This window comes from Bradyrhizobium sp. USDA 3256 (genome assembly GCF_054058275.1).
Window position 1 is genome coordinate 6,814,628 of record NZ_JBSSAE010000002.1, and the last position, 23,006, is coordinate 6,837,633.

The following is a 23,006-nucleotide window of genomic DNA, read 5'->3' on the forward strand; positions in this document are numbered from 1 at the left end:
CGCGAAGAGCATCTAACCGGCGCCCCCTCCCCCTGGCCAGCGCGGACGGGAGGACCGCGGCCATCGCTGCCGCCAGCTTGTGCCAGAACTACTCCCTAGGTCCCCTTCAGATCGTCGACCAGCATCGCGGTGGCGTGGCGCGCAAGCGCCTGAGTCGGGGCGTTGGTATTGCCGCTGGTGATATTCGGCATGATCGAGGCATCGATCACCCGGAGACCGTCGACCCCGCGGACCCTAAGCCTTGCGTCGACCACCGCTCGCCCATCCTGACCCATCCGGCAGGTTCCGACCGGATGCCACATCGTCGTTACGACTCGCTTCACCCATTCCCCGATCTCAGCGTCCGACCGGATATGCGAGCCGGGATCCATCTCTTCCTCGATCACCGACGCCAATGACTCCTGGGCCATAACCTCGCGGATCGCACGCACGGATTCCACCGCGGCCCTCAAGTCCTCATCTTCGCCGATGAAGTTCGGGTTGATGAGAGGCATCGACGTTGGGTCGCCATCAGCCAGCCGCACCCAGCCACGGCTCTTGGGCTGAAGTACCACGAGTTCGAAGGTGACGCCCGCGCGGTCGCCCGCCGGGCCCAGTTGTTCATTCAAGATGATAGGAGCGTGGTAGCATTGGATCGTGGGTTCGGCGGCGAAGTCCGACGGATTCCAATGGGTAACGGTCTCGATACCGTTGCCGGACGCCGGGCCATCCTTGGTGACGAGATAACGCAGGCCGGCCTTAACGGTGCCGAGTCCCTGTGCGGCCGCCTGATAGCCAAGATCGCCCTTCACGTAGGCGCGGACCGGTACCATCGGGTGGTCGTGGAGATTTTCGCCCACTTCCGGAGAATCGACGATCGCCGCGATGCCGTGCTGCCGCAACTGATCGGCCGGTCCAATGCCCGAATGCATGAGGATCTTTGGGCTATGAACGGCCCCCGCCGACAGGACGACCTCGCCAGCCATGATCCTCTCGAGGCCGTTGTCCTTCAGTTCGACGCCCACAGCCCGCCTGTTCTCGATAAGAATCCGAACGACGGTCTTGCCGGTGAGAAGAGTGACGCGGCCTGAGACGAGGTGCGGACGCAGATGCGCATCAACTGCGCTGCACCGGCGCTGATTTCCGACCGTCGACTGCACCGGCGAGACCCCGATCTGGCTCTCGCCGTTATAATCGGGATTATAGGGAAGCCCGTATTCCTGGAAGGCCTTGAGGCAGTATTGGTTTAGCTCGTTGATGCCCTTGGGCAACTGGACCGCCAGACCACCATTGATGCCATGATATTCGTCGTGGAAGGTGTCGTTGCGTTCCTGCGCCATGAAGACGGGAAGCAGGTCTTCATACGACCATTTGCCGGTGTCGCCGACCGCGTCCTGCCAGGCGGCGAAGTCGCGAGTCTGACCACGGACGTAGCACATCGCGTTGATCGAGGAGCCGCCGCCGAGCACCTTGCCTGAGCGATAGGCTCGTTTGGTGCCGTGCTGGGGGACTGTCTCGTATTTCCAGACATGCCGGTCGTGGACCAGTATATTTGCGAAGCCCGCCGGAATGTGGATGAACGGGTCGCGATCCATGTCGCCCGCCTCGATCAGCGCGATCGACGCATCGGTGTGTTCGGCAAGATAACTGCTAACGACACAGCCCGCCGCGCCCGCGCCAACAATTACAATGTCGTACCTCTCCTGGGACATCAGTGTCTTTCTCTTTCGCACCATCTTTGTCGTCCAATCAATGCCCCAGGGCGCCTCGCTATCGCGGCGCTTAATCCAGAGATCGATTGGATCTTGCTTTTGGAGAGTGACCTTGCACCTCCGGCGAGGGAAATCACCTCTCGCCATAGAGTCGATAGACGATCGTTATTGTCGTTCGCGGTACCTCATGATGCTGTACCGGGAACGCCAACAGCCGCATCGCGCCACGAAACCGAGTTTTCGTTCTCTTCAATTGCCTGGCACGAGATGGCGATCAGCGAACCTCCACGCGCCTCGATAGGCCGAGCACCGTCGCCGCCAACCCGCTGTGCGCCCGCGCAATCCCAAATCCGTCGCGACCGCGAGCGACCTGTCCGAACGTAAGACGACACCGTTCATTTGTAAGCCGACAAGAACGAGAAGCTCTCGACGATGGACTTGGGGACGATGGACTTGGGACCGAAGCGCCGCCATTGAACTGGCGGTCGATGCGCCACTGCTTCATGCGAAGCGCATTTTTTGGCGTCTTCTGAAGTAGCCGCAGTGGACGCATCCGCTCTTCGGATGCTGGAATCATTCAACGATTTTCACGCCGTGCGAACCACGACCGACCAGTCGCGAAGCCGCGCGACCTTGACGAAAGCGTCCAGTGCCGGGGAGTAGCGGCGCCCCTGCACGGCCAGTAGCCGCACCTCCCGCGAAACCGGGAAGCCTTCGAGCGGAATGGTCTTGAGCGTCGGAAGGCGCGGCATGTGCTCGGGCGCGAGTATCACGCCGAAGCCGGCGGCGGCCATGTGCTGCAGATGCAAGTCATGGCCGCTGCAGTGGCCGAGTTGGGGCGGTTTCTCGGGGAAATACGACTGCTGGATCTTCGGGGCAACGTCGCAATCGGCACGTTCCAGCAAGACGGTCTCACGGAGGTCGTCGATGCCGATCGAGGGACGGTTTGCGAGGCGGTGTGTCGGCGCGAGAACCGCGACGTAGTGCTCCTCGAACAGCGACCAGTCGTCGATGCGGGCGGGCACGTCCTGCACGTCGCCGACCATTGCGGCGTTGATCTCGCCCTCAAGCAAGAGGTCGACGAGCTTCCCCGCCGCGCCCTCGCGCAGCTCGACGTGAAGTCCAGGGACGAACTTTGCGATCTCCGCGATCGGATCGAGGACGAGCGACGCCGAGATGGATGGGGCGAGACCGATCTTCAGTGGCGCGACCTCCTTGCGTTGGAACTCCTGGGCTCGGCGACGCACCGCGTCAGCCGAGGCCAGTGTGCGCTCCAGCATCGGAAGGACTTCCTTTCCAAGGTCGGTGAGCTGCGTCAGCTGGCGCTCGCGGTAGATCAACTGGCCGCCGAGCTCCTGCTCGAGCTTCTGCACCCCCTTGGTCAGGGCGGGCTGCGTGACATTGCACTGCTCGGCCGCGCGCGTGAAGTTGAGCGTGGATGCGACGGCGAGGAAGTAACGAACTTGATGAAGCTCCATGGCTGATCTCCGTCGAGATTCTTGTTGGCGCAGTTTGATGGCTTGGAGCGCTGCGGTCGATTGCGCGAGGGTACAGCGACGTTCGCTTGTCGCTACCTGGGCTAAGCGTTCGCTTAGAAGTGAGGACGTATACCTCGCGCTCCGAATCCGTTAGCCGGAAGGGCCCCGAGGAAAGAGAGCCAGCGGCGCAGAGAAGTGCGGTAGATTGAGTTTTGCGATTAGATCGCACCTTCGCACGAAACGATTGAGGACATGCCTTTCTGGCTCAGACATTCCACGGTTACTGTAGCCGTATGTTGAGGCGGTCCGCCATTCGGCTGAGCTCGGGAAGCGAACGCGCATTCATCTTCCGCATCAGATTCACACGGTGCACCTTCACTGTAGATTCTGAGATGCCGATATCGTTGGCGACCTGCTTGTTCAGACGACCTGCCACGACGCCGAGCATGACCTCGCGCTCGCGGGAGCTAAGCGTGTCGAAACGCTCCTTGAGCGCAGCCAATGCGCCATCACTGTCTCGACGGGCCCGATCGCGAGCGAGGCCGGCCTCGATGGCGTCAAGCAGATCCTGATCACGGAATGGCTTCGTAAGGAACTCTATCGCGCCGCCCTTCATCGCCTGCACGGTCATCGGGACGTCGGCGTGCGCTGTGATGAAGATGATCGGCACTTGCCTGTTTGCGGCAACAAGGTCGCGCTGAAGCTCAAGACCGCTTCTCCCCGGCATTCTCACGTCGAGCACCAGGCAACTAGGACCGCCCGGCGGATCGGCCTGGAGAAAATCTTGAACCGACGAGAATTGTCGGGCAGGCAAGCCGACGGTCCGCAACAGCCGCACGACCGAGTCGCGAAACTCGGGATCGTCATCGATAACCAAGACACTGGGATTTGCCTCACCCACTCTCGGCATCCTGCGTTGGAAAAGCGCATTTCCATATTATCGGTGTCAGTCTACGCCCAATCCATCGTGATGAACAATCTTTGATGCCTAAGCGGATAGCCGAAAAGCCTAAGCCATCGCTTAGGAACGTCGACATTGCGTTATCGGGAAATGTCAATGACATTAAGTTGCACGCTGCGCGAGTTGCCCCGCCGGTCGGCGGAGGCGCCTGGAACCCGCAATGTCGAACCATACATTGATAGCAATCGTTGACGATGATCAGCCCTATCGTGAGTCAATGCGAAAACTCATAATGTTGCTGGGCTACACCGTCGAAGCGTTTCCGTCAGCGGCCGATTTTTTGGCGTCGCGGGGCTTGCCTGAAACCGTCTGCCTGGTCACCGACGTTAACATGCCCGGAATGACTGGTGTCGAATTGCACAGGCACTTGGTCGACGCAGGGTACGCGATCCCGACGATCCTCATTACCGCCTACCCCGATAAGGTCGCGAGGGATCAGGCTCTAAAGGACGGGGTTGTTTGCTACCTCAGCAAGCCAGTGGACGACGACTGTCTCGCGCGGTGCCTGCGTTCGGCTCTGCAGCCGGGTACACCGATTGATGACAGTTTATGAGCCGTAATCCGCCGGCAGGGTAAACTGAAACACGGCGCCGCGAGGTTCAATCGCTTCCGCCCACAACTTGCCCCCATGTGCGTGGATAATGGAGCGGCATATCGATAGTCCCATCCCTGTTCCACCGGACTTCGTGGTGTAAAAGGCGTCGAAGACTCGATCGAGATTCTCCGGATCAATGCCCGGCCCGGAGTCGCGCACGCCTACGAGGGCGCCAGTCTGATCCTCCTCGGTGCTGATCAACAGCTCTCTTGCCCCTTCCTCAACCGAACTCATTGCTTCAGCCGCGTTCAGGATCAAGTTCAGCAAGACCTGTTGCAGCTGAACGCAATCCCCCATAACCGGAAGCAATCCATCTGCAAGCCGAGTTTGAACTAAGATGCCATTCCTGTGGATGACGCTTTGTGCCAGGATGATCACCTCGTCAGTAGCCGCATTGAGATCAAAGCGCTCCTTTCGTGGAGGCGCCTTCTTGATGTGATCGCGCATCCGTCCGACGATATCCTTGGCTCGGTCCGTATCTCTGACAACACAAGCGAGGGCTTCCATCGTCTCATCCAGATCAGGCGGATTCATTTCCAAAAAGCGCATCCCTGCACGGGCGTTGTTACGAGCAGTAGCGATCGGATGCAGGATTTCGTGAGACAGCGAGGCGGCCAATTCTCCCATCATGCTCACGCGGTTCATGTGGGCGAAATCCAACTCGAGCTGGCGCAGCTTTTCACGTTCGTCCTGTGCCCGCCTCCGTTCCGTCACATCGACAGTTGTGGTGATAACCTCGGCCAGCGAGCCCCGGGGCGAAAACACATGATAGCTGGTTCCTTCGACCCACTTGATTGTGCCATCAGGCAGGAGGAGTCTGAACTCGGCAATGAAATCCTTTCTCTGGCGCACAGCCTCCTGAACCGCTCCCCAAACTCTGTCGCGGTCGTCTGGGTGAATGCGTTTCCACATGCTTTTTTGCGTTGGAAGGCCTTGCAGCGGATCAAATCCCCAGATCCTGTAACTCTCGTCCGACCAATAGAGGTAACGCATCGTTGTCGCGTTGTAGATCCAATTGCCGGTACGGCTAAGTCTCTGTGCTTGGCTAAGCGCTTCCTCGACGCGCTTGCGCTCTGTCAAATCGAGCACGAAAGCAAGCCCCTCGTCGCCCCCTTCTTTGAACAGAGCGGCGCCAATAAGCACAGGAACCCGGCTGCCGTCTTTCCGAATATACTCCTTCTCGAAGGGCTGAACTTTCCCGGTTGAGTTCAGTTCTGCCTGAGTCAGCATGTCGCGCTCGCGCCATTCCGGCGGGGACAGCTCGGGCCAGCGCACGCGCCCCGAAACCAAGTCCTCGCGGTCATATCCCAGGATGCGTAGAAGCGCGTCATTGGCTTCAAGAATTCGACCTTCGCGGTCGGCAATGAGGATTCCGATGATGTTCGCGTCGACCAAACGCCTAATCTTCCCTTCGCGATCTGCGACGTCGCGATACAGCTGCGAGTTTTCGAGCGAGATTGCTGCCTGCGACGCAAGCACCTTCAACACTGTGACGCGGTCAGGTGTGAAAGCGTGGGCCGTCAGGTTGTTTTCGAGGTAGAGTACACCGGCCAATCTGTTCTGTTTGAGCAATGGCAGGCAGAGAATTGAACGGGCGTGATGCCGATGAATGTACCTATCAGCCGAAAACGGGTTCGCGGCTGCGGCATCGTGGAGAAGAACACTCTCTTTCGTCCGGATCACGTAGTGCAGGATGGACTCGGGCAGATCTGCAGCGGTTACACCTGCCTGCCGCTGACCGACGGTCACCGTATTATTGCTCGTCGTGACTTCTGCCTCAATCCGATAGCCATCACCTACCGCAAGGATCAACAGACCTCGCCCGGCACCCGCGTTCTCAATCGCTGTGCGCATTAGCGTGTCGATCAGCTTTTCTGGAACGATCTCCCCCGACACGGCTTGCGAGACCTTGATAACAGTAGCTAGATCCAGTTGTTCGACGGATGCCCCGATCGTGCCTGTGGGGCCGACAACCGATTTTTCCTCCCTGAGGTGCTGATACAACTCGTCGAGTTGACGTACCTTGCCGTCGGCTCCCCAACGGATGTATGCGTACCGCGCGTCCCGCAGGTAGGCATGCGCGATCTTCTTGAACCCGCGTGCAGCATAAAAGCGTGCGGCGGTTTCGTTGGCGAGCGCCTCGTTATGGACAAAGCCGTGCGCTTGTGCGGAGTGGATAGCGTGCTCGTAAAGATGTTCGGCATCGAGCGCGCGGCCTTCGATCCGGGCGATCTCCGCCCCGACGAGTGCGGCACGGTTCTCGAAGCTGTCCGGGCACGCCATCGCCCAAACCTCGAGCTGTCGGTGGTGCGCGGCCAGTGCTCTGACGTGTTCCTGCTGTTGGCCGGCTGCCGCAGAGTCGCAGGACGCTGCCCTGGAGAGCGCACTGTAGAAGTGATATTCCGCGCACTCAAAAAAAGACGCCGATGTCGGCTGCAGCTGCTGCGCCATCAATGAGGCTTCGAGGGCATCCGCATAGTCGCCGGCAAAGAAGCGTGCCTGCAGCTTGCGGATCCAATACGAGCCCGCCGCCAACGCCAGATCCGGGTTCCTGCCGAAACGGGACTCGAGCAGGAGTTCGTCAAACTGCCCATCGTCAAAGCGACCGAAAATCGGCGTCAAGCCGCGGAGCGTCCGTATCAGCCCAAGCTGGCCGGCGATGGAGTCAATCGCAAAACCGAACCGCATGTTCCGCGCGAACGCGAGACCATGCTCGACCTCGACTTGCACGTTATCGAGTGGATTCCCCGCTGCAAGAAGATACGTGTTCAAGTGGGTGTAATAGTACGCGGCAAACGTGAGGTCACCGATCTGGTTTGCTGTCTCAAATGCACGCCGCAGCAGCTCACAACCTTCCCGGACATGTCTCGTCCAGAACATGAGCAAATATCCAAAGTTCAAATAGGTTCTGGCCTGGAAACGCCTTAGTCCACGCTGTTCGACCAGTTCATAGCCGAGACGGCCGAATCGAAGCCCCGCCTGGTAGTCACCGAACTCCGGTCCAGCAAGCCTGCCAAGCACTGCGTAGGCGTAGCACGAGCCGTCACAATTGCCGCCCTCAAGACTGAGATTGACGGCTCGACAGATGACCATCGAGCGTACGTTCGCATCCGTATAGTGGGCCGGCGGCCCAAGCTTCGTCAGGACATCGAGGGTCGCAAGCGATGCCTCATTGCTCATCAAAGGCAGATCAATGAGGCTTTCTATTGTGCGGGAACCGAGTTGGGTCCAGATCCGATCATACTCCCGCCGAGCCTCGTCTTCCGTCGGGTGCGGCGACCAGTCGATGCCGAGGTGGCGGAGATAGTCGAGACCGACCGCGATCGCGCGGCTGCCCTGATCCAGGGTCGTGTAAAGATCCACCTGCAGGCACGTGACGCGTGCTCGTTCGATCGTCGTTGCGGAATGGGCCGACAGCACCGCCAGGCGCTGCTCAGCTTCCGCCAGTGCACCGGTGAGGAATTCACATTCGGCCCGGTGCAGCTCCAGCTCAAAGATCAGGTCGTGCTGGCGCTCCCAGGGGTCCCCCGGCAGCAGCGCTGCGCCGCAGGACAGGTAGTTCAGCGCTGAGGCATACGCTGTCGAGGCCTTGGCGCGCCTACCTGCAACTAAATTCAACTTTGCGACCCGCTCGAGCTCCTCAATTGACGTGATGAGATGCGAGCCTCGGTTGAGCTGATTGACGATTTCGAAGATGGTCTCCTCCAGCTTCTCTGGAGGGGTCTGCGCTGCGAGCATCATCCCTATTCGGAGATGGGCTTCGGCACGCAATTCCTCCGCGATCAAGGAGTAGGCGGCTTCTTGAACACGGTCGTGGAGAAATCTGTAGGACTCTTCCGAACGAAAGATCAGCCCTGCTCGCACCGCCTCCCAAAGCCGGCCATGCATCTCCTCCTCGGAGGACTGGGAAACGATCCGCAACATGGTGAACCCTGCGTCGTCGCCGAGACAGGCGAGCTTCTGCAATGCGTTCCGGGTTTCGGCGGACAGGCGGTTCAGCTTCCCCACCATAAGGTCCACGACATTGTCGGTGTAACCCTTAGCTTGGATGCGATTCAGGTCCCAGCGCCATCGTGCCTCGCCATAATCGAAGGTGAGCAATCCTTCGTCGGCGAGCGCAGAAATGAACTGAATAGCGAAAAGCGGATTACCGGTTGTCTTCTCGTGGATCAACTGTGCCAGCGGCGCGATTCTCTCCGGTTCGCTGTGAACAGAATCCGCGACCAGTTGTCCCAAGTCTTCACAGGTCAGGGGTGCCAAGACGATGTCTTGTAATATCGCTCCAGCTTGGCGCATCGCTTCGAGCTTGCGCATCAGCGGGTGTAAGGGATCGACTTCGTTGTCACGGTAAGCACCAATCAACAACAGGTTCTGCACGTCCGGCCGGGTCAACAGATCCTCGAGCAAATCGAGCGTTGCCGCATCGAGCCATTGAAGATCGTCAAGGAACAGGGCGAGTGGATGTTCCGGCCGCGCGAATACGCCGATAAATCGCCGGAACACCAATTGGAAGCGGCCCTGCGCATCCTGTGGCGGCAGTTCGTGGACCGGTGGCTGATCGCCGATGATGTGCTTTAATTCCGGGACGAGATCAACAATCAGCCGACCGTTCGGTTCGAGCGCCTCGAGCAGCGCCTCCCGCCATCGCCGCAGCTCCGCTTCGGTCTTGCTCAAAAGCGGACGGATCAGGCTCTGAAAGGCCTGCGCAAGGGTGGCGTAAGGGATGTCGCGCTTGTACTGGTCAAACTTGCCCGATGCAAAAAGACCGCGGGGCAGAACTAGCGGCTTATGAAGCTCGTTGACGAACGCGGATTTTCCGATGCCGGAGTATCCCGAAACCAACACCAACTCCGGCCTGCCGCCGGCGACGATACGGTCGAAGGAGGCAACCAAGGTACCGATCTCGGCCGTCCGACCATACAGCTTTTCGGGGATCAGCAGCCGGTCCGGGGTGTCGTGTTCCCCGGGCGCGAATTCGTCGATGTCGCCTCGGGTTTCCCATTCAGCAAGGCAACGCCGTAGATCGCTCTCGGCGCCTGCAGCCGTCTGATAACGCTCCTCAGCAGTCTTGGCGAGCAGCTTCATTATGATCGCAGAGACCGAGCCTGAGAGGTTTCTCAGCCGCTCGCTGGGCGGCACCGCTGGTCTTGCAATATGACAGTGCACCCATTCCATCGGATCGGCTGCCGTGAAGGGCAGAACGCCCGTGAGCATCTGGTACAGCGTAACGCCGAGGGCGTAGAGATCGCTGCGGGCGTCGACAGAGCGGTTCATCCTCCCGGTTTGTTCGGGCGCCATGTAAGCAAGCGTACCGGCGATGGTCTCGGGCGGGTCGGGCGCCTGCCGCTCGCGGGACAGGCGCGATGCAATTCCAAACCCGGTGAGCCGCACGCGTCCATCCGCGCAGTCCACCACAATATTAGCTGGCCTGATGTCTTTGTGGATGAGCCCGCGCTGATGAAGCTTGCCCAGAGCCGAGGTAACAGCGATCGCCAAGCGCAAGAAGCGTCCCACCTCCATAGGGCCATTGAGCAAACGGTCGAGCGGCTCGCCGCCAAGATCATCGAGCACGAGCACGGTCCGACCGGCGTCGCGCATGAGAGCCAACGGCCGCGCCGCCCATGCCCCGTCGAGCTCATCCTTCAGCTCGTATTCGTGCGTGAGACGATCAAGTCTTGACCGGGACGGGCGGTCGGCGGCAGGGGCAACAAGCAACACGGCGAGCCGGTTGCCATTGTCGTCCAGTTGCCAGCCACGGCTGACCACGCGCTCGCCGTCCTCCCACAACACCGGAGCGCTACCATCCGGGTACGCGACGTTCAGCGGCTGCTGCACCATCTGTCAGACTCCAGCGTCGGGCTTCGGCTTGAAGTCGGCTGATCAAGCTCTTCGTCGGCCATGCGCGCGGCCATTCCCCCAGCCTCGGGAAAAACTACTCCACCGGCCGAAAAATTCCACTCATCCCTTGGGCTGGCCGGCTGCAGCGGACGCGGAACCTGCTTCTCAGCAGCAATTTGCAGCGATTTGCCAGGCTTTGCTCGCTAAAGGCGGCAAAACGCGGGTCAACAAGCGCATGCCCGCTGATCCCAAGGGACTCGGGGGGCACAGCAACCTGGAAGGAAAGTTGGATGACGGACAAAGCTTCATCAAGTTCGCTACTTCCTCGCCCTGGCGTCGACACTCAACTTCACCCGTGCAACCGAGCAGTACCGCCCTGACCAGGGGGTGCAGAAACTGAGAGCCGCGCGGCCGGTTGATCCACCGCGAACGTCGGGCTAATGCAGCTCACAGACCTTGGGTCAGCGTGACGGAGATAGTGCTCCGGCCTCATGGCGGATTGCCATCACTGCATCTCACCGCGCCGCAGCCGCGATCATCTGAATCGGCTTGCCCTCGTTCTTTCCTTCCGCGAGGTTGCGCACCACCATGTAGAAGATCGGCGTGAAGACCAGGCCGAACAGCGTGACGCCGAGCATGCCGAAGAACACGGCAACCCCGACCGCCTGGCGCATCTCCGAGCCCGAGCCGGTCGACACCACCAGCGGCAGCACGCCGAGGATGAACGCGAATGACGTCATCAGGATCGGCCGCAGCCGCAGCCGGCAGGCCTCGATCACCGCGTCCAGCCGCGATTTGCCCTCGAGCTCGATGTCGCGCGCGAACTCGACGATCAGGATCGCATTCTTGGCCGCCAGCCCCACCAGCACCACGAATCCGATCTGGGTCAGGATGTTGACGTCCTGCCCCATGATGCGGACGCCGATGGTGGCCGCGAACAGGCACATCGGCACGATCAGGATCACCGCGAACGGCAGCGTCCAGCTGCCATATTGCGCGGCCAGCACCAGATAGACGAACAGCACGCAAATCGGGAAAACGTAGAGACCGGCATTGCCACCCGTGACCTGTTGATAGGATAGATCGGTCCATTCGAGGGAAAAGCCGCTCGGCAACGTTTCGTCAGCGAGTTTCTTGATGGTGTTAAGCGCCGTCGTCGAGCTCACACCTGGCGCCGGCTCGCCCTGCAGTTCGGACGCCGAGTAGAGATTGTAGCGCGCGACGCGGTCGGGTCCCGAGATGTCCTTGAAGTCCACGATGCTGCCGAGCATCACCATGTCGCCCGCCGCATTGCGGGTACGCAGCCGTGCCAGATCGGAGTTCTCCTTGCGGAACGGCAGATCGGCCTGCGCCGTGACGTGGTAGGTGCGGCCGAACAGGTTGAAGTCGTTGACATAGGTCGAGCCGAAATAGGTCTCGATGGTGTTGGTGACGTTGGCGATGGGAACGCCGAGCTTCTGCGCCTTGACGCGATCGACATCGACGAACAGCTGCGGCGTGTTCGCCGAGTACGGCGAGAACACCGAGGTCAAGTTTGGCGACTTCCGCGCTGCGGCGACGAGCTCGTCGGTCGCGGCTGCGAGCAGCTCGGGACCGCGCCCTTGTCGATCCTGGATACGGATAGCGAAGCCGCCGCCGGTGCCGATGCCCGGCACCGCGGGCGGCGGAATCACGATGATGAAAGCGCCCTGGATCACCGACAGCCGCCTGCGCAGATCGGCCGTGATCGCATTCGCCGTCAGCCCCTTCTTCAGGCGTGCTTCCGGCTCGTCGAACACCGGGAACAACGCCGCGGCATTGCCGGCCTGCGTGCGGGTTGCGCCGGAGAAGCCGCTGAACGCCCCGACACGGACGATACCCGGCGTATCCAGCGCGATCCGCTCGATCTCCTGCACCACCGCAGCGGTTCGCGCGAGCGACGCGGCGCCGGGCAACTGCACCGAGATGATGAGGTAACCGCGATCCTGCGCCGGGATGAAGCCCTGCGAGGTAGTCGCGAGCAGCCAGCCGGCGCTGCCAATCAATGCGACATAGAGCAACAGCATCGGCGTCGAATGCCGGATTACGAACGACGCCAAGGCCGCATAGCCATTAGACAGCCGGTCGAAGACGCGGTTGAAGACACCAGTAAAGGCCGACCAGCCGCGTGCGATCAGGTTCCAACGCGCTGCCGGCCGCCTCTCCTCATGCGGGACCAGGATCTGCGAGGCCAACGCGGGTGACAGCGTCAGCGAGCAGAAGCAGGAGATCGCGGTCGCGACCGCAATGGTGACAGCGAATTGCTGGAAGAATTGCCCGGAGATGCCCCCGAGGAAGGCGGTCGGCACGAACACCGCGCACAGCACCAGCGCGATCGAAACCAGCGCGCCGCCGACCTCCTCCATCGTCTTGAGCGCGGCTTCGCGCCGGCTCATGCCGTGCCGGAGATGTCGCTCGACATTCTCGACCACCACGATCGCGTCGTCGACCACGATGCCGACCGCGAGAACCAGACCGAACAGCGTCAAATTGTTGATCGAGAATCCGAGCGTTGCCATCACCGCGAAGGTGCCGACCAGCGACACCGGGATCGCAATGATCGGGATGATCGCAGGCCGCCAGCCCTGCAAGAACACCAACACCACGATGACGACGAGCGCCATTGCCTCATAGACCGTCCTGATCAGCTCGTGGACCGATTGGGCGATGAATTCGGTCGGGTTGTAGCCGATATTGTAGTCGAGCCCCTTCGGAAAACCCTCCTTCAGCTTGGCCATGGTGGTAGAGATTGCCTTCGCTGTGGCGAGCGCGTTCGATCCAGGCCGCTGCGTCACCACCATTGCGACCGCCGACTTGCGCAGTATGCGGCTGCTAGTAGCATAGGACAGCGCACCGAGCTCGACGCGAGCGACGTCGCGCAGCCGCACCGTGCGGCCGTCGGAGCCGGCCTTCACCAAGATGTCCTCGAACTGCCTGATGTCCTTGAGGCGGCCGGTGAAGACGAGGTTCGGCTGGAACGCGCGATCGGCGATCGGCGGCTCCGCGATCTGGCCGCCCGCGATCTGCAAGTTCTGGGCCCGGATCGCCGCCAGCACCTCGGCCGAGGTCAGGCCGAGATTGGCGATCCGGTCGGGATCGAGCCACAGCCGCATCGAATAGTCGCGCGCGCCGAACATCTGGATGTCGCCGACGCCGTCGAGCCGCAACAGCTGGTCGCGGACCTGCAGCAGCGTGTAGTTGGAGATGTAGAGCTGGTCGAAGCTGTCGTCGGGCGACAGCACGAAAACAGCCATCAAGATATCCGGTGAATTCTTGCGGGTAATGACGCCGTTGCGCTGCACCTCCTCGGGCAAGCGCGGCTGCGCGATCGCGACGCGGTTCTGCACCAGCACCTGGGCCTTGTCGAGATCGGTGCCGAGCTTGAAGGTGACGGTGATGGTGAGCTGACCGTTCGAGGTCGCCTGGCTGTAGAGGTACAGCATGTCCTCGACGCCGTTGATTTCCTGCTCGATTGGAGCAGCAACAGTGTCGGATACGGTCTGCGCCGAAGCACCCGGATATTGCGTGGTGACGGTGACGGTCGGCGGCACCGCCTGCGGATATTCCGAGACCGGCAGCGTCTGATAGGCGATCGTACCGACGATCAAGAGTACAATCGACAGCACCATCGCCAGGATGGGCTGGTTGATGGAAAGCCTTCCGAGATTCATGGCTTCGCACCTGCCGCCGGCTTGTCGCCGGCCAGCGCCTTGTCTGCCGGAACTGCCGGCGCTTTGCCCCCTGCGGGAGCTTGCGCCATTTTCGGCGTCACCTTGGCGCCGACGCGAGCGCGCTGCAGCCCGTCGACGATCACGTGGTCCTCCGCCTTGAGGCCCTCGCGGATCACGCGCAGGCTGTCATCGAGCGGACCGAGCACGACCGCCCTCGCTTCCACCGTGTTGTCGTCCTTGACCACGAACACGATCTTGCGCGACTGGTCGGTGGCGATGGCGGTGTCCGGGACCAGCAGCGCCTCATAGGGCGAGGAGCCGATGATGCGGACGCGGCCGAATTGCCCGGGCAGGACCGACAGATCCTTGTTCGGGATAATGGCGCGGCTGCGAAGCGTCGCGGTGGAAACGTCGAGCCGGTTGTCGACGAAGTCCATCTTCCCCTCATGCGAGGGCCTGGTCTCGCCGGTCAACGCCACCCGCACCGGGTTTGCGGTGTCGCGCGAGCTCGGCCGCCTGCCCTCGAACCACAGCTTGCTATTACGTTGATAGGTCGCCTCGTCGACGTCGAAATAGATGTAGATCGGATCGAGCGACACGATCGAGGTCAGCAGTGTCGCGCCGCTCTCGCTGCCCTGCACGAGGTTGCCCGGGGTCACCAGATGCCGGCTGACGCGGCCGGTGATCGGCGCCAGCACATTGGTGAATTCGACGTTGAGCTGCGCGGCCTTCAGCGTACCCTCGGCCTGCGTCTCAGCCGCATGAGCCGCCTGCAATGCCTGACGGCGCTGGTCGACGACCTGTTCGGAAACTGCGCTAGTCTGAACCAGGGTCAGCCCACGGTCGAGTTCGCGCTTGGCAAGCTCTTCCTTGGCCCGCGCGTCGGCGAGCTGACCTTCGGCCTGCAGCTTGACCGCCTCAAACGGGCGCGGATCGATGATGTAGAGCAGATCGCCGGCGTGGACGATCGCACCATCCTTGAACTCGACGCTGTTGACGAAACCGCCGACACGGGCGCGGACTTGAACCTCCTCGATCGCCTCGAAGCGCCCGGTGAACTCATCCCAGTCAGTGACCGTTCGTTTTACCGGTTGCGCGACCGTCACCGACGGCGGCGGAGGCCCGACCGCCCGCGATTGCGCCTTCTCGTCGCAGCCGGCGAGCGCCAGCGCGAACAGCAGACCGATCGGCGCCCCGGCGTATCGAAGGCGACGAAACAAACCGCGCGCTGCAGCCGAAAGCTTTGCTGCCGCCAAGGTCCCGCCAGGTCGCAGTGTCAGCGTGCCCATGGTGCGGCGATTTCGATGACATCGTTGCTTTGCATATCGACCCACTGCCTTGCCAATCTTCCATCGTGTTACGCGCGTCTCTCGCGGAACCGCACGTTTCGGCTCGACGATGCTTTGAAGCGTGGACCTTGCACCGCCTGCGAGGGAAATCACCTATCGCCATGGAGTCGATAAACGGTCGTTATTGCGGCTCACCGGGTGGCGTGAGGCCGGAGCGAGAAATGCCAAAAGCCGTATGACACTCCAAGCCGGCGTTTCCATCCTGCAGAGACTTCTAAGCCGCGTTCAGCACTAAATCGGCAATCAATGCCGGTGCGGCTTGGTGCAGCGAGATTCGCGTGGCGAGCCCGAGGGAGCTCGTACATGGCGCGCGAGAACGGCAAAAAGCGCGCGCGGGGTACTGTGCGTCATTTTTGACCCACGTGAATGTTTGCACACTGCGCGGCGTCACCGTTGGGCCGGGCGCCGTCAAATTGATGGACGCTCAGACAGGGCCGTCATACTCGCCACGCGCCGGATAGTCCTTCGCGACGGCGAAGTCGACCGCCTGAAGCAATTCCGAGAACAGCGGACGTGCGAACGGCATTGTTTGAACCGCGCCGTAGTACAAAGTACCGTCCGGTCGGACGAGGAATACGCCCGGCTCCGAAAAAAGTGGCGGCTCTTCGATGTTAATCGATGAATGTCCACGCGACGACGAAATATAGAGCCCCCATTCGCGAGCAACCGCGAGCGGTAGCGAATATCCGAATCGCAAGTTGGAACCGACCTTGCTTGCCATTGCCTGAGCACGCTCGCGAACGTCAGAGCTGATCGCTATAACTTTTGTACCGCGGCGCTCATATTCAGGGATCAGCGCTTCCAGGTCGCGCAGATACTTGAGGCAGACGGGGCAATGGAGCCCGCGATAAAAGGATATCAATGTAAATTGCTTCGGCGCGGCGACCATTGCCGCAAGATCAAAGTCGCCATGAGCAAGTGTGGGCACGCGCAATTCGGGAACCGGTCGACGGGGCAGCAGCATTCTCTTCTCCGCGGTTATCGCCTAGGCACATCAGAAATTCCGGCACCAGGTAGATGACACGCAGCATGCGCATACCGGTCGTCGATTTCGACCTCGGTTTACACCCGGTCACGACGCCCGACGTATGCAAGCGTCCACGCCCATCCGCTCCGAAGCCGAGCACCTTCCGAGTGAGACTACGTCGGTGACTTTATTGTTGGGAAATGCCAGACCGTTATGATTTCTATTCCCGCGCGTTGTCCCTCTGACTGGAGCTTCGGCTTGATGGAAGTCGATGCATGGTCCGTGAGCAGAAAGACCATCAAGCTCGGCGCGCGTGTCACGGATTTTCCGGCCACCGAGTTTCGACATGGACTTTTCAGAGCATTCCTGTCCGTTATGGACATGATAGCTTTACCCGAATGGGCGCCGGATTTAGTTGGTGAACGCACCGGCTCGAGCGGGCGCAGCGCTGAGATCGCACGAACTCTAAGGTTCGTTCGGCGCTGCTGACGTACACACTCGTTGAAGCCGGGGATCTATCATTCGGACGATCGGGACCTAATCATGACCAAGATCCGCGAAGTTGTCGTCGCAAGCGACCTCACCAATCATGGCGCGCTGGTTGGCCAGGTCGGCGAATCACGATTTCCTGTCGGCGGCCCGGATGGCGTCGGCCACATTTCTTCGGGACCCAATCCTTACGACCTTCTCAGCGCATCTCTTGCCGCATGCACCGCTATGAGCGTTCGTTTTCAGGCCCGGCGCGAAAAACTTCCGCTTGAGCGATTGGAAGTGGGTGTCAGCTTCCACCACGGCGCCCAGGGCGAAAGAGATTCATTCGAGCGCACCCTCGTGCTCGGGGGAGAACTCGACGCACAACAGCGCGCATTCCTGCTGGAAGCAGCAAACCTCTGTCCCGTTGGTAAAATTCTCGGCATTGGAGCGGATATCAGCACGCGCTTGGACGCTGCTATTTCCGGGCGCAACGCAAGTACTCAGGCCAGCTACGAGGATGATCTGGCTCTGCTCCCGATCCCAAATATCACTCCGGATTGAGCGTCTCTCGCGCCGTCGATCCTGCACCGGGCGTCGTAGCCTATCATACCCGCAGCGTCTCCGGTTCGGCGAACCCGCCACGCCTCATGGGGCATTCGCTCCGCGGCTCAGCGCAGTCGCTTTGATCTTTCGGGCCGATGGCATCGATTCCATAGCCACAGGTCATTGGACCATCGATTCTCACGATCGTAGCCTTGCTCGTCTGCAAAGACACTTGAAAGATGACGACACACCGTAGACAGGGAGCTGGATGATGAAGGCAATCGTCGTAACGGACCAGGCTGCGGGAACTGCCGGAATGAAGCTCGTGGAGCGGCCCGAGCCACAAGCGGCGATTAACGACGTCGTCGTTCAAATTCATGCGTCGGGATTCGTCCCTACCGAGTTGACATGGCCCTCGACATGGACCGACCGCCTCGAGCATGACCGAACACCATCGATTCCCGGACATGAGCTGGCCGGAGTGATCACCGCGCTCGGCTATGGCACAACGGGGCTCTCAGTGGGACAGCGAGTGTTCGGCCTTGCCGACTGGCATCGCGACGGCACCCTGGCGGAGTTTGTAGCAATGGAGGCGCGCAACCTCGCGCCGCTCCCGGGCGACGTCGACTTCACGGTGGGCGCGAGTCTGCCAATCTCGGGCCTCACCGCGTGGCAGGGGCTGTTCCAGCACGGCCGCCTTCAGACAGGGCAGAGCATCCTCGTGCATGGCGCGGCCGGCGCAGTCGGGTCGATGGTGACACAACTCGCACGATTGGGCGGCGCCTATGTCATCGGCACCGGGCGCGCCGACGACCGTCAGAAGGCGCTCGAGTTCGGCGCGCAGGAATTCATCGACCTCGAGAACGACGTCCTCGAAGACATCGGCGGAGTCGATCTGGTGTTCGATGTCATCGGCGGCGACATCGGGAAGCGTTCCGCGCGCTTGATTCGAGCTGGAGGAACGCTGGTGTCCATCGTCGGGCCGAGCGAAGCGCGACCCCGCGATGGCCTGGCGGTCGACTTCGTTGTTGAGTCCGATCGTGCCCAACTGAGCGAGATCGTCCAGCGCGTGCGGGACGGACGACTGCGGACGAACATCGGCAACATCGCGGCTCTCGACGATGCAGTCGCGGCTTTCAATCCGACCAAGCGGATTAGCGGGAAGACGATCATCCGCATTCGACCGTGAACGACACGCATTCGATGCTCGCAGCCCGCTGCGTCCTTTTAGCCGCGCCGGGGGCACTGGGAACCCACCCACGCCCCCTGACATGAGATGTCGAAAGGGCTCCATCCCCGCAGCATTTCCAGCAAAGAGAGCAAAAGCACCCGCTATCTCAACCTATCCCTTCACGCATAGGAACCACCATGACCAACCGAATGACCATGACCAACGCCGTCATCGAATGTATCCTGAGCCGCAGCGCCACCAAGTACTACGACCCCACCGCCACCCTGAGCGACGACCAGATCCGCGAGCTGGTGCGAATCGGCACCACCGCGCCGACATCCTTCCACTTGCAGAACTGGCGCTTCATCGCCGTACGCACGCCGGAAGCCAAAGCTCGGTTGAGTCCGATCGCTTGGAGCCAGCCCGCAATCACCGAAGCGGCCGTTACCTTCATCGTCTGCGGCCAGTTGGCCGATTCCAGCGTCGTCCCAGAGCGTCTGGCACCGCTGGTGGAAGCGGGCATCATGCCGGCAAAGATGGTGCCGGAATGGGAAATCCCCGCACGCGATCTGTACATGGAGTACCCGCAGCGCCAGCGGGACGAGGCAGTGCGCACCGGCACCTTCGGCGCTGCGGCGATGATCTATGCGGCCCTCTCACTAGGCTTGGGTTCGACGCCGATGATCGGTTTCGATGCCGAAGCGGTGCACCGCGAGTTCGGACTGACCAAGGACGAGGTACCGGTCATGCTGTTGTCCGTAGGGACTGTGCGTCCGGGGAACTGGCCGCAGAAGCCGCGCCGGCCGGTGGCCGATGTCTTGAATCTCGTTTGATTATTAGTGAAACCAGCAAACTACAGAGAATGTGATGCCAAGGATTGCAGCTCTAAGGCCGGAACAGGTGCCGGCCGATTCGAAACCGACCCTCGATATGTTCACCAAGAATATCGGGTTCACCCCGAATATGATGGCGACTTTCGCGGCAAGCCCGATCGCGTTCAACTCATGGGCCGCCCTGCTCGGCTCCTTGAGCAAGGCGCTCGACGTGAAGACGCGTGACAGCATCGGTCTCGCTGTCTCCGAAGTGAATGGCTGCGACTACTGCCTGACGGTTCACAGCTTTACGGCCGATCATATGGCCAAGCTGCCGGCCAATGAAATCATTCTCGCTCGGATGGGCCATGCCAGCGACCCGAAGCGGGACGCCGCGATCCAGTTTGCGCGCAAGGTCATCACGACCCGCGGCAAGGTCAGCAACGCCGATCTGAAGGCCGTCCGCGATGCCGGCTACACGGATGCGAACGTCATCGAGATTGTCGCGCTGGTGGCCATGTACTCACTGACGAACTTTTTCAATAACGTGTTCGATCCCGAGAAGGACTTTCCTGCCGTTGCGCCGGCTGGCTCTATCTGAACACTATCCGGTCGCATCGACGAAGTCTGAGGGGCTCAGAGCCTCCATGTAAGTGAGCTTGACGCCAGAGCCCGGAAGCACCCAGGTAACGTTTCTTGGGAACGCGTCCGGGCCTTTGGTAGGTGCACCGACCGATATCGCCGACGCTATCCGCTTTTTTCGACTCTGCACCGCTCATTACCAGCGAGGTCCCGCACGTCGACGGTGGACAAAGTGCTCGCCACCGAGCTGAACCTGCCGCTGATCGTGGATCAGCAAGAAAGCGATGCTTGATCATCCAATTTCATGCGCCAGCCGGCGTAATTCCTCGATCAGCTACAGCGAGCTCGCCGACGGACCACACCGGATCGACATCACGGTCAGCGGCTGACGTGGCCATGGGCGATCTCGGATCGACGTTCGGCTAAGTCGCCCTCTTCAACAAACGCGCCGGCAAATCGTGAGGACAAGCAGCCGCGCGACCGTTACACAACCGGATCAGCTCGGCTGCTCGGTCCATCGACGAAAGGCTCGCCGGCGCACCGGGCCGATCGGCGCGAAGACCGCCGCCATTCTTCGCCAAGGCGGCCACGAAGCGATCGCAAGCGTCGCGCAAAGCTGTGGCGTCAACACACAGTCACCGGAGAAGGGCTCAAGGAAGCCATGGCCGGCGCGCGGGTGGTAATCGACGTCAACAATGCGGCGTCATTCGATACCACAATGTCGAAGCTCTCGGATGAAACACTCAAGGGATCGATCTAGGCCGCCAGGTTGCCCGCGAGGACGAGGACGTCGCGCCGCTGCACAAGAAGGCGCTCGCAGCGCGCCGATCTGATCTGGGAGACCACCACGGCGCGGGCGTCTCAACGGCCCGACCGTGGAAAACGACGCTTCATACTTAAAAGCTCCGTCACGTCATGTCGATCGGCTGCGGATGAGATAGCAACTCTCAGCCATTTTCCATCAGGATATGTTTGCGCTTCATCGTAAAGCTTGACCAGCTGCGTGCGCCACTCGTAGCGCCGCGCCTCAAACTTCTCTCGCTCTGCTGTCCCCAAGACCACCTCGACCGAAAGCTTCCTGTATTCCGGCAGAAAAGTGCAGAAAGCCTTGGATCTCTTGTAACGCAGGGACCAGCCGCGCTTCTGTCCACGATAGAGCCAATCCGGCGCGAAAACGCCGGGGTAGTGTTCCTCGATCCAGTTCCGCAGTTCGGCCCAATGCTCGAACGCCTTCGGCCCGATCCAGTCGCGGACCGTGGTGTCATCGGGCGATGCTGATTTGTCGGTGATCCTGTCGCCGATTTGGGGGGACTGCTCCATGCCGCTTCCTTTACACCACTCTTTTTCGGGAAACTTGGTGGGCCGCACGATCGGCCCCTCAGTAGCGAATGAGTCCGAACAGGCCGAATAGCCTGTCCGCATCCTGCCAAGCCTCGGCAACCCTCCATCCGCCGGAGCGGGCGAGCTGCTCAAAGCTCTCCGCAGTATATTTTCGGGAGCTCTCAGTGTGGATGGTTTCCGACGTTCTGAAATTGAACGTCCGCCCACAGATTGTAACGCGCTGATCGCATAAGCTGACCAGGTGCATCTCTACGGCCTTGTCGATTTCGTTCCAGCGCGCCGCGTGCTCGAACTGCTCCAAACGAAAGTCGCCGCCCAGTTCGGTGTTGATCCGCTCAAGGAGGTTGAGGTTAAAAGCGGCCGTCACGCCCGCGCTGTCGTCGTAAGCACGGAGAAGCATATCTACGCTTTTCTGAAGGTCGACACCGATGATGGCGCGTCCGTCGTCGCCCAGGTGTCGCCCCATCTGCGTAAGCAGGGTCTTCGCCTCGATCGCGTCCAGATTCCCCATCGTCGAGCCCGGAAAAAATCCAGTCCTGCCGCCATAGCAGCTGTCAAACGGGACTTCGAATACATCCAGGAAATTGCGCTCTATCGGGCGGACCCAGAGCGATGGGAAGCGCGAAGCGATCCTCTTCGACGTTTCTGCAAGGAAGGGGGCGGCGATATCGATCGGAACGTAGCCTCGTGGGTTACGCAACCCTGCCAGCACGAGCTCAGTCTTAACGCCAGCTCCCGCACCATATTCGATGAGGATCGCGCCAGACTCTACAAAATCGGCGATGTGACGCCCCCGCTCTCGCAAGATCGACGTTTCGGCTCGAGTCAGGTAATACTCATCCTGCCTCGTTATCTCTTCGAAAAGTGCAGATCCACGCTCGTCGTATAACCAACGGCTCGGCAATGTCTTCACATCAGCGGATAACCCGCCGACGACGTCTCGGGCGAATACATTTTCAACAGGATCGATGCTGTTAGTTACGTGAAGCATATTTTCCGCTTTCGGGGGCACGGCAGATGACGGTCGCGATAAGCTCGCGGCCGATATCATCACCGTGGATTGTTGCCTGGCGCAGCGAGTAGATTATTTGACGGGCGTCGTCAGCGGGTTGTCATTGGCATCGAGGACGAAGACGGCGAGCAGCTTTGCGGGGTCTGTCTTGCTCGCGTTGCGGCTGATCGAATGGGTCGCACCCGGCGGCTCCGACCAGCCCTCGCCTGTCCGATAGATGCGCGTCTCACCGTCGTTCACCCTCGATTCGATCGCGCCCGACATCACGTAGGCGTAGATGAAGGCCGACTTCGCATGGGTGTGGGGCAGAGAGGCCGCGCCCGGCGCATAATCGACCTCCACGGCGAGCAACGCCTTACCGGGGATATTGGGAATGGCCGCCTCAAATTTCTTTGTGACGATTTGCGCTTCGCCATCATTCGCGTGGATGGGGCGGGCCATCGAGAAGGCGAAGGCGGCGCAGGTGGCCGCGGTAATGGTTCGGATCTTCATGAGCTTTTTCC

15 protein-coding genes are annotated in these 23,006 nt (G+C 60.8%); 5 read left to right on the top strand and 10 right to left on the bottom strand.

Going from position 1 to position 23,006, the window contains the following annotated elements; all coding sequences use genetic code 11:
* Window positions 1–95 precede the first annotated feature (95 nt).
* The 3 genes from ACVWY5_RS34110 to ACVWY5_RS34120 form a co-directional block, all read right to left on the bottom strand.
* Window positions 96–1,691: a GMC family oxidoreductase N-terminal domain-containing protein gene (locus ACVWY5_RS34110; protein WP_028337061.1), complete on the bottom strand. Its 1,596-nt coding sequence runs from the start codon at window positions 1,689–1,691 to the stop codon at window positions 96–98.
* 587 nt (window positions 1,692–2,278) lie between these two features.
* Entirely contained in the window at window positions 2,279–3,169 is an 891-nt protein-coding gene (locus ACVWY5_RS34115; RefSeq protein WP_038377875.1) for a LysR family transcriptional regulator, read from the bottom strand.
* 280 nt (window positions 3,170–3,449) lie between these two features.
* A complete protein-coding gene (locus ACVWY5_RS34120) occupies window positions 3,450–4,070 on the bottom strand; it encodes a response regulator transcription factor (protein ID WP_028337062.1) in 621 nt (206 codons plus the stop codon).
* A 220-nt stretch (window positions 4,071–4,290) separates the two neighbouring features.
* On the opposite strand from ACVWY5_RS34120, the gene ACVWY5_RS34125 reads away from it, so the two are divergent.
* Window positions 4,291–4,683 carry a response regulator transcription factor gene (locus tag ACVWY5_RS34125; protein ID WP_028337063.1) on the top strand — a complete coding sequence of 131 codons (393 nt, stop codon included), beginning with the start codon at window positions 4,291–4,293 and terminating at the stop codon, window positions 4,681–4,683.
* Here the strand turns inward: ACVWY5_RS34125 and ACVWY5_RS34130 are convergent.
* The 4 genes from ACVWY5_RS34130 to ACVWY5_RS34145 all read right to left on the bottom strand — a co-directional run bounded on the left by ACVWY5_RS34130 (window position 4,678) and on the right by ACVWY5_RS34145 (window position 16,565).
* Window positions 4,678–10,563, bottom strand: coding sequence for an AAA family ATPase (locus ACVWY5_RS34130; RefSeq protein ID WP_051376319.1), 5,886 nt, complete (start codon window positions 10,561–10,563; stop codon window positions 4,678–4,680). The genes ACVWY5_RS34125 and ACVWY5_RS34130 overlap by 6 nt on opposite strands.
* 515 nt (window positions 10,564–11,078) lie before the next feature.
* Complete coding sequence (locus tag ACVWY5_RS34135; RefSeq protein WP_028337065.1) at window positions 11,079–14,252, bottom strand: efflux RND transporter permease subunit; 3,174 nt, start codon at window positions 14,250–14,252, stop codon at window positions 11,079–11,081.
* On the bottom strand, window positions 14,249–15,541 hold the full coding sequence (locus ACVWY5_RS34140; protein ID WP_080667245.1) for an efflux RND transporter periplasmic adaptor subunit: 1,293 nt from the start codon (window positions 15,539–15,541) through the stop codon (window positions 14,249–14,251). Before ACVWY5_RS34140 ends, ACVWY5_RS34135 begins: the two co-directional genes overlap by 4 nt.
* Before the next feature lie 484 nt (window positions 15,542–16,025).
* Window positions 16,026–16,565: a peroxiredoxin-like family protein gene (locus ACVWY5_RS34145; RefSeq protein ID WP_028352054.1), complete on the bottom strand. Its 540-nt coding sequence runs from the start codon at window positions 16,563–16,565 to the stop codon at window positions 16,026–16,028.
* A 546-nt stretch (window positions 16,566–17,111) separates the two neighbouring features.
* On the opposite strand from ACVWY5_RS34145, the gene ACVWY5_RS34150 reads away from it, so the two are divergent.
* The 4 genes from ACVWY5_RS34150 (at window position 17,112) to ACVWY5_RS34165 (ending at window position 20,169) form a co-directional block, all read left to right on the top strand.
* Window positions 17,112–17,603: an OsmC family protein gene (locus tag ACVWY5_RS34150; RefSeq protein WP_051376320.1), complete on the top strand. Its 492-nt coding sequence runs from the start codon at window positions 17,112–17,114 to the stop codon at window positions 17,601–17,603.
* A 253-nt stretch (window positions 17,604–17,856) separates the two neighbouring features.
* The gene (locus ACVWY5_RS34155) at window positions 17,857–18,774 is read left to right on the top strand and encodes an NADP-dependent oxidoreductase (protein ID WP_028337067.1); all 918 of its coding nucleotides are present in this window, start codon (window positions 17,857–17,859) and stop codon (window positions 18,772–18,774) included.
* Between the two features lie 179 nt (window positions 18,775–18,953).
* Window positions 18,954–19,589 carry a nitroreductase family protein gene (locus tag ACVWY5_RS34160; RefSeq protein ID WP_028337068.1) on the top strand — a complete coding sequence of 212 codons (636 nt, stop codon included), beginning with the start codon at window positions 18,954–18,956 and terminating at the stop codon, window positions 19,587–19,589.
* Window positions 19,590–19,623: 34 nt separating this feature from the next.
* Window positions 19,624–20,169: a carboxymuconolactone decarboxylase family protein gene (locus ACVWY5_RS34165; protein ID WP_028337069.1), complete on the top strand. Its 546-nt coding sequence runs from the start codon at window positions 19,624–19,626 to the stop codon at window positions 20,167–20,169.
* Window positions 20,170–21,011: 842 nt separating this feature from the next.
* Here the strand turns inward: ACVWY5_RS34165 and ACVWY5_RS34170 are convergent.
* The 3 genes from ACVWY5_RS34170 to ACVWY5_RS34180 all read right to left on the bottom strand — a co-directional run bounded on the left by ACVWY5_RS34170 (window position 21,012) and on the right by ACVWY5_RS34180 (window position 22,995).
* Complete coding sequence (locus ACVWY5_RS34170; RefSeq protein ID WP_028337070.1) at window positions 21,012–21,470, bottom strand: DUF3788 domain-containing protein; 459 nt, start codon at window positions 21,468–21,470, stop codon at window positions 21,012–21,014.
* A gap of 58 nt (window positions 21,471–21,528) precedes the next feature.
* Window positions 21,529–22,482 (bottom strand): L-histidine N(alpha)-methyltransferase, encoded by a 954-nt coding sequence (gene egtD, locus ACVWY5_RS34175; protein ID WP_028337071.1) that lies wholly within the window; start codon window positions 22,480–22,482, stop codon window positions 21,529–21,531.
* A gap of 93 nt (window positions 22,483–22,575) precedes the next feature.
* Window positions 22,576–22,995 carry a cupin domain-containing protein gene (locus ACVWY5_RS34180; protein ID WP_028337072.1) on the bottom strand — a complete coding sequence of 140 codons (420 nt, stop codon included), beginning with the start codon at window positions 22,993–22,995 and terminating at the stop codon, window positions 22,576–22,578.
* Window positions 22,996–23,006 lie beyond the last annotated feature (11 nt).

Coding starts and splice junctions, on each gene's coding strand:
- ACVWY5_RS34110 (WP_028337061.1), bottom strand. CDS start 1,691: ATGTCCCAGGAGAGGTACGACATTGTAATTGTTGGCGCGGGCGCGGCG.
- ACVWY5_RS34115 (WP_038377875.1), bottom strand. CDS start 3,169: ATGGAGCTTCATCAAGTTCGTTACTTCCTCGCCGTCGCATCCACGCTC.
- ACVWY5_RS34125 (WP_028337063.1), top strand. CDS start 4,291: ATGTCGAACCATACATTGATAGCAATCGTTGACGATGATCAGCCCTAT.
- ACVWY5_RS34130 (WP_051376319.1), bottom strand. CDS start 10,563: ATGGTGCAGCAGCCGCTGAACGTCGCGTACCCGGATGGTAGCGCTCCG.
- ACVWY5_RS34135 (WP_028337065.1), bottom strand. CDS start 14,252: ATGAATCTCGGAAGGCTTTCCATCAACCAGCCCATCCTGGCGATGGTG.
- ACVWY5_RS34140 (WP_080667245.1), bottom strand. CDS start 15,541: ATGGGCACGCTGACACTGCGACCTGGCGGGACCTTGGCGGCAGCAAAG.
- ACVWY5_RS34145 (WP_028352054.1), bottom strand. CDS start 16,565: ATGCTGCTGCCCCGTCGACCGGTTCCCGAATTGCGCGTGCCCACACTT.
- ACVWY5_RS34150 (WP_051376320.1), top strand. CDS start 17,112: ATGACCAAGATCCGCGAAGTTGTCGTCGCAAGCGACCTCACCAATCAT.
- ACVWY5_RS34155 (WP_028337067.1), top strand. CDS start 17,857: ATGAAGGCAATCGTCGTAACGGACCAGGCTGCGGGAACTGCCGGAATG.
- ACVWY5_RS34160 (WP_028337068.1), top strand. CDS start 18,954: ATGACCAACCGAATGACCATGACCAACGCCGTCATCGAATGTATCCTG.
- ACVWY5_RS34165 (WP_028337069.1), top strand. CDS start 19,624: ATGCCAAGGATTGCAGCTCTAAGGCCGGAACAGGTGCCGGCCGATTCG.
- ACVWY5_RS34170 (WP_028337070.1), bottom strand. CDS start 21,470: ATGGAGCAGTCCCCCCAAATCGGCGACAGGATCACCGACAAATCAGCA.
- egtD (WP_028337071.1), bottom strand. CDS start 22,482: ATGCTTCACGTAACTAACAGCATCGATCCTGTTGAAAATGTATTCGCC.
- ACVWY5_RS34180 (WP_028337072.1), bottom strand. CDS start 22,995: ATGAAGATCCGAACCATTACCGCGGCCACCTGCGCCGCCTTCGCCTTC.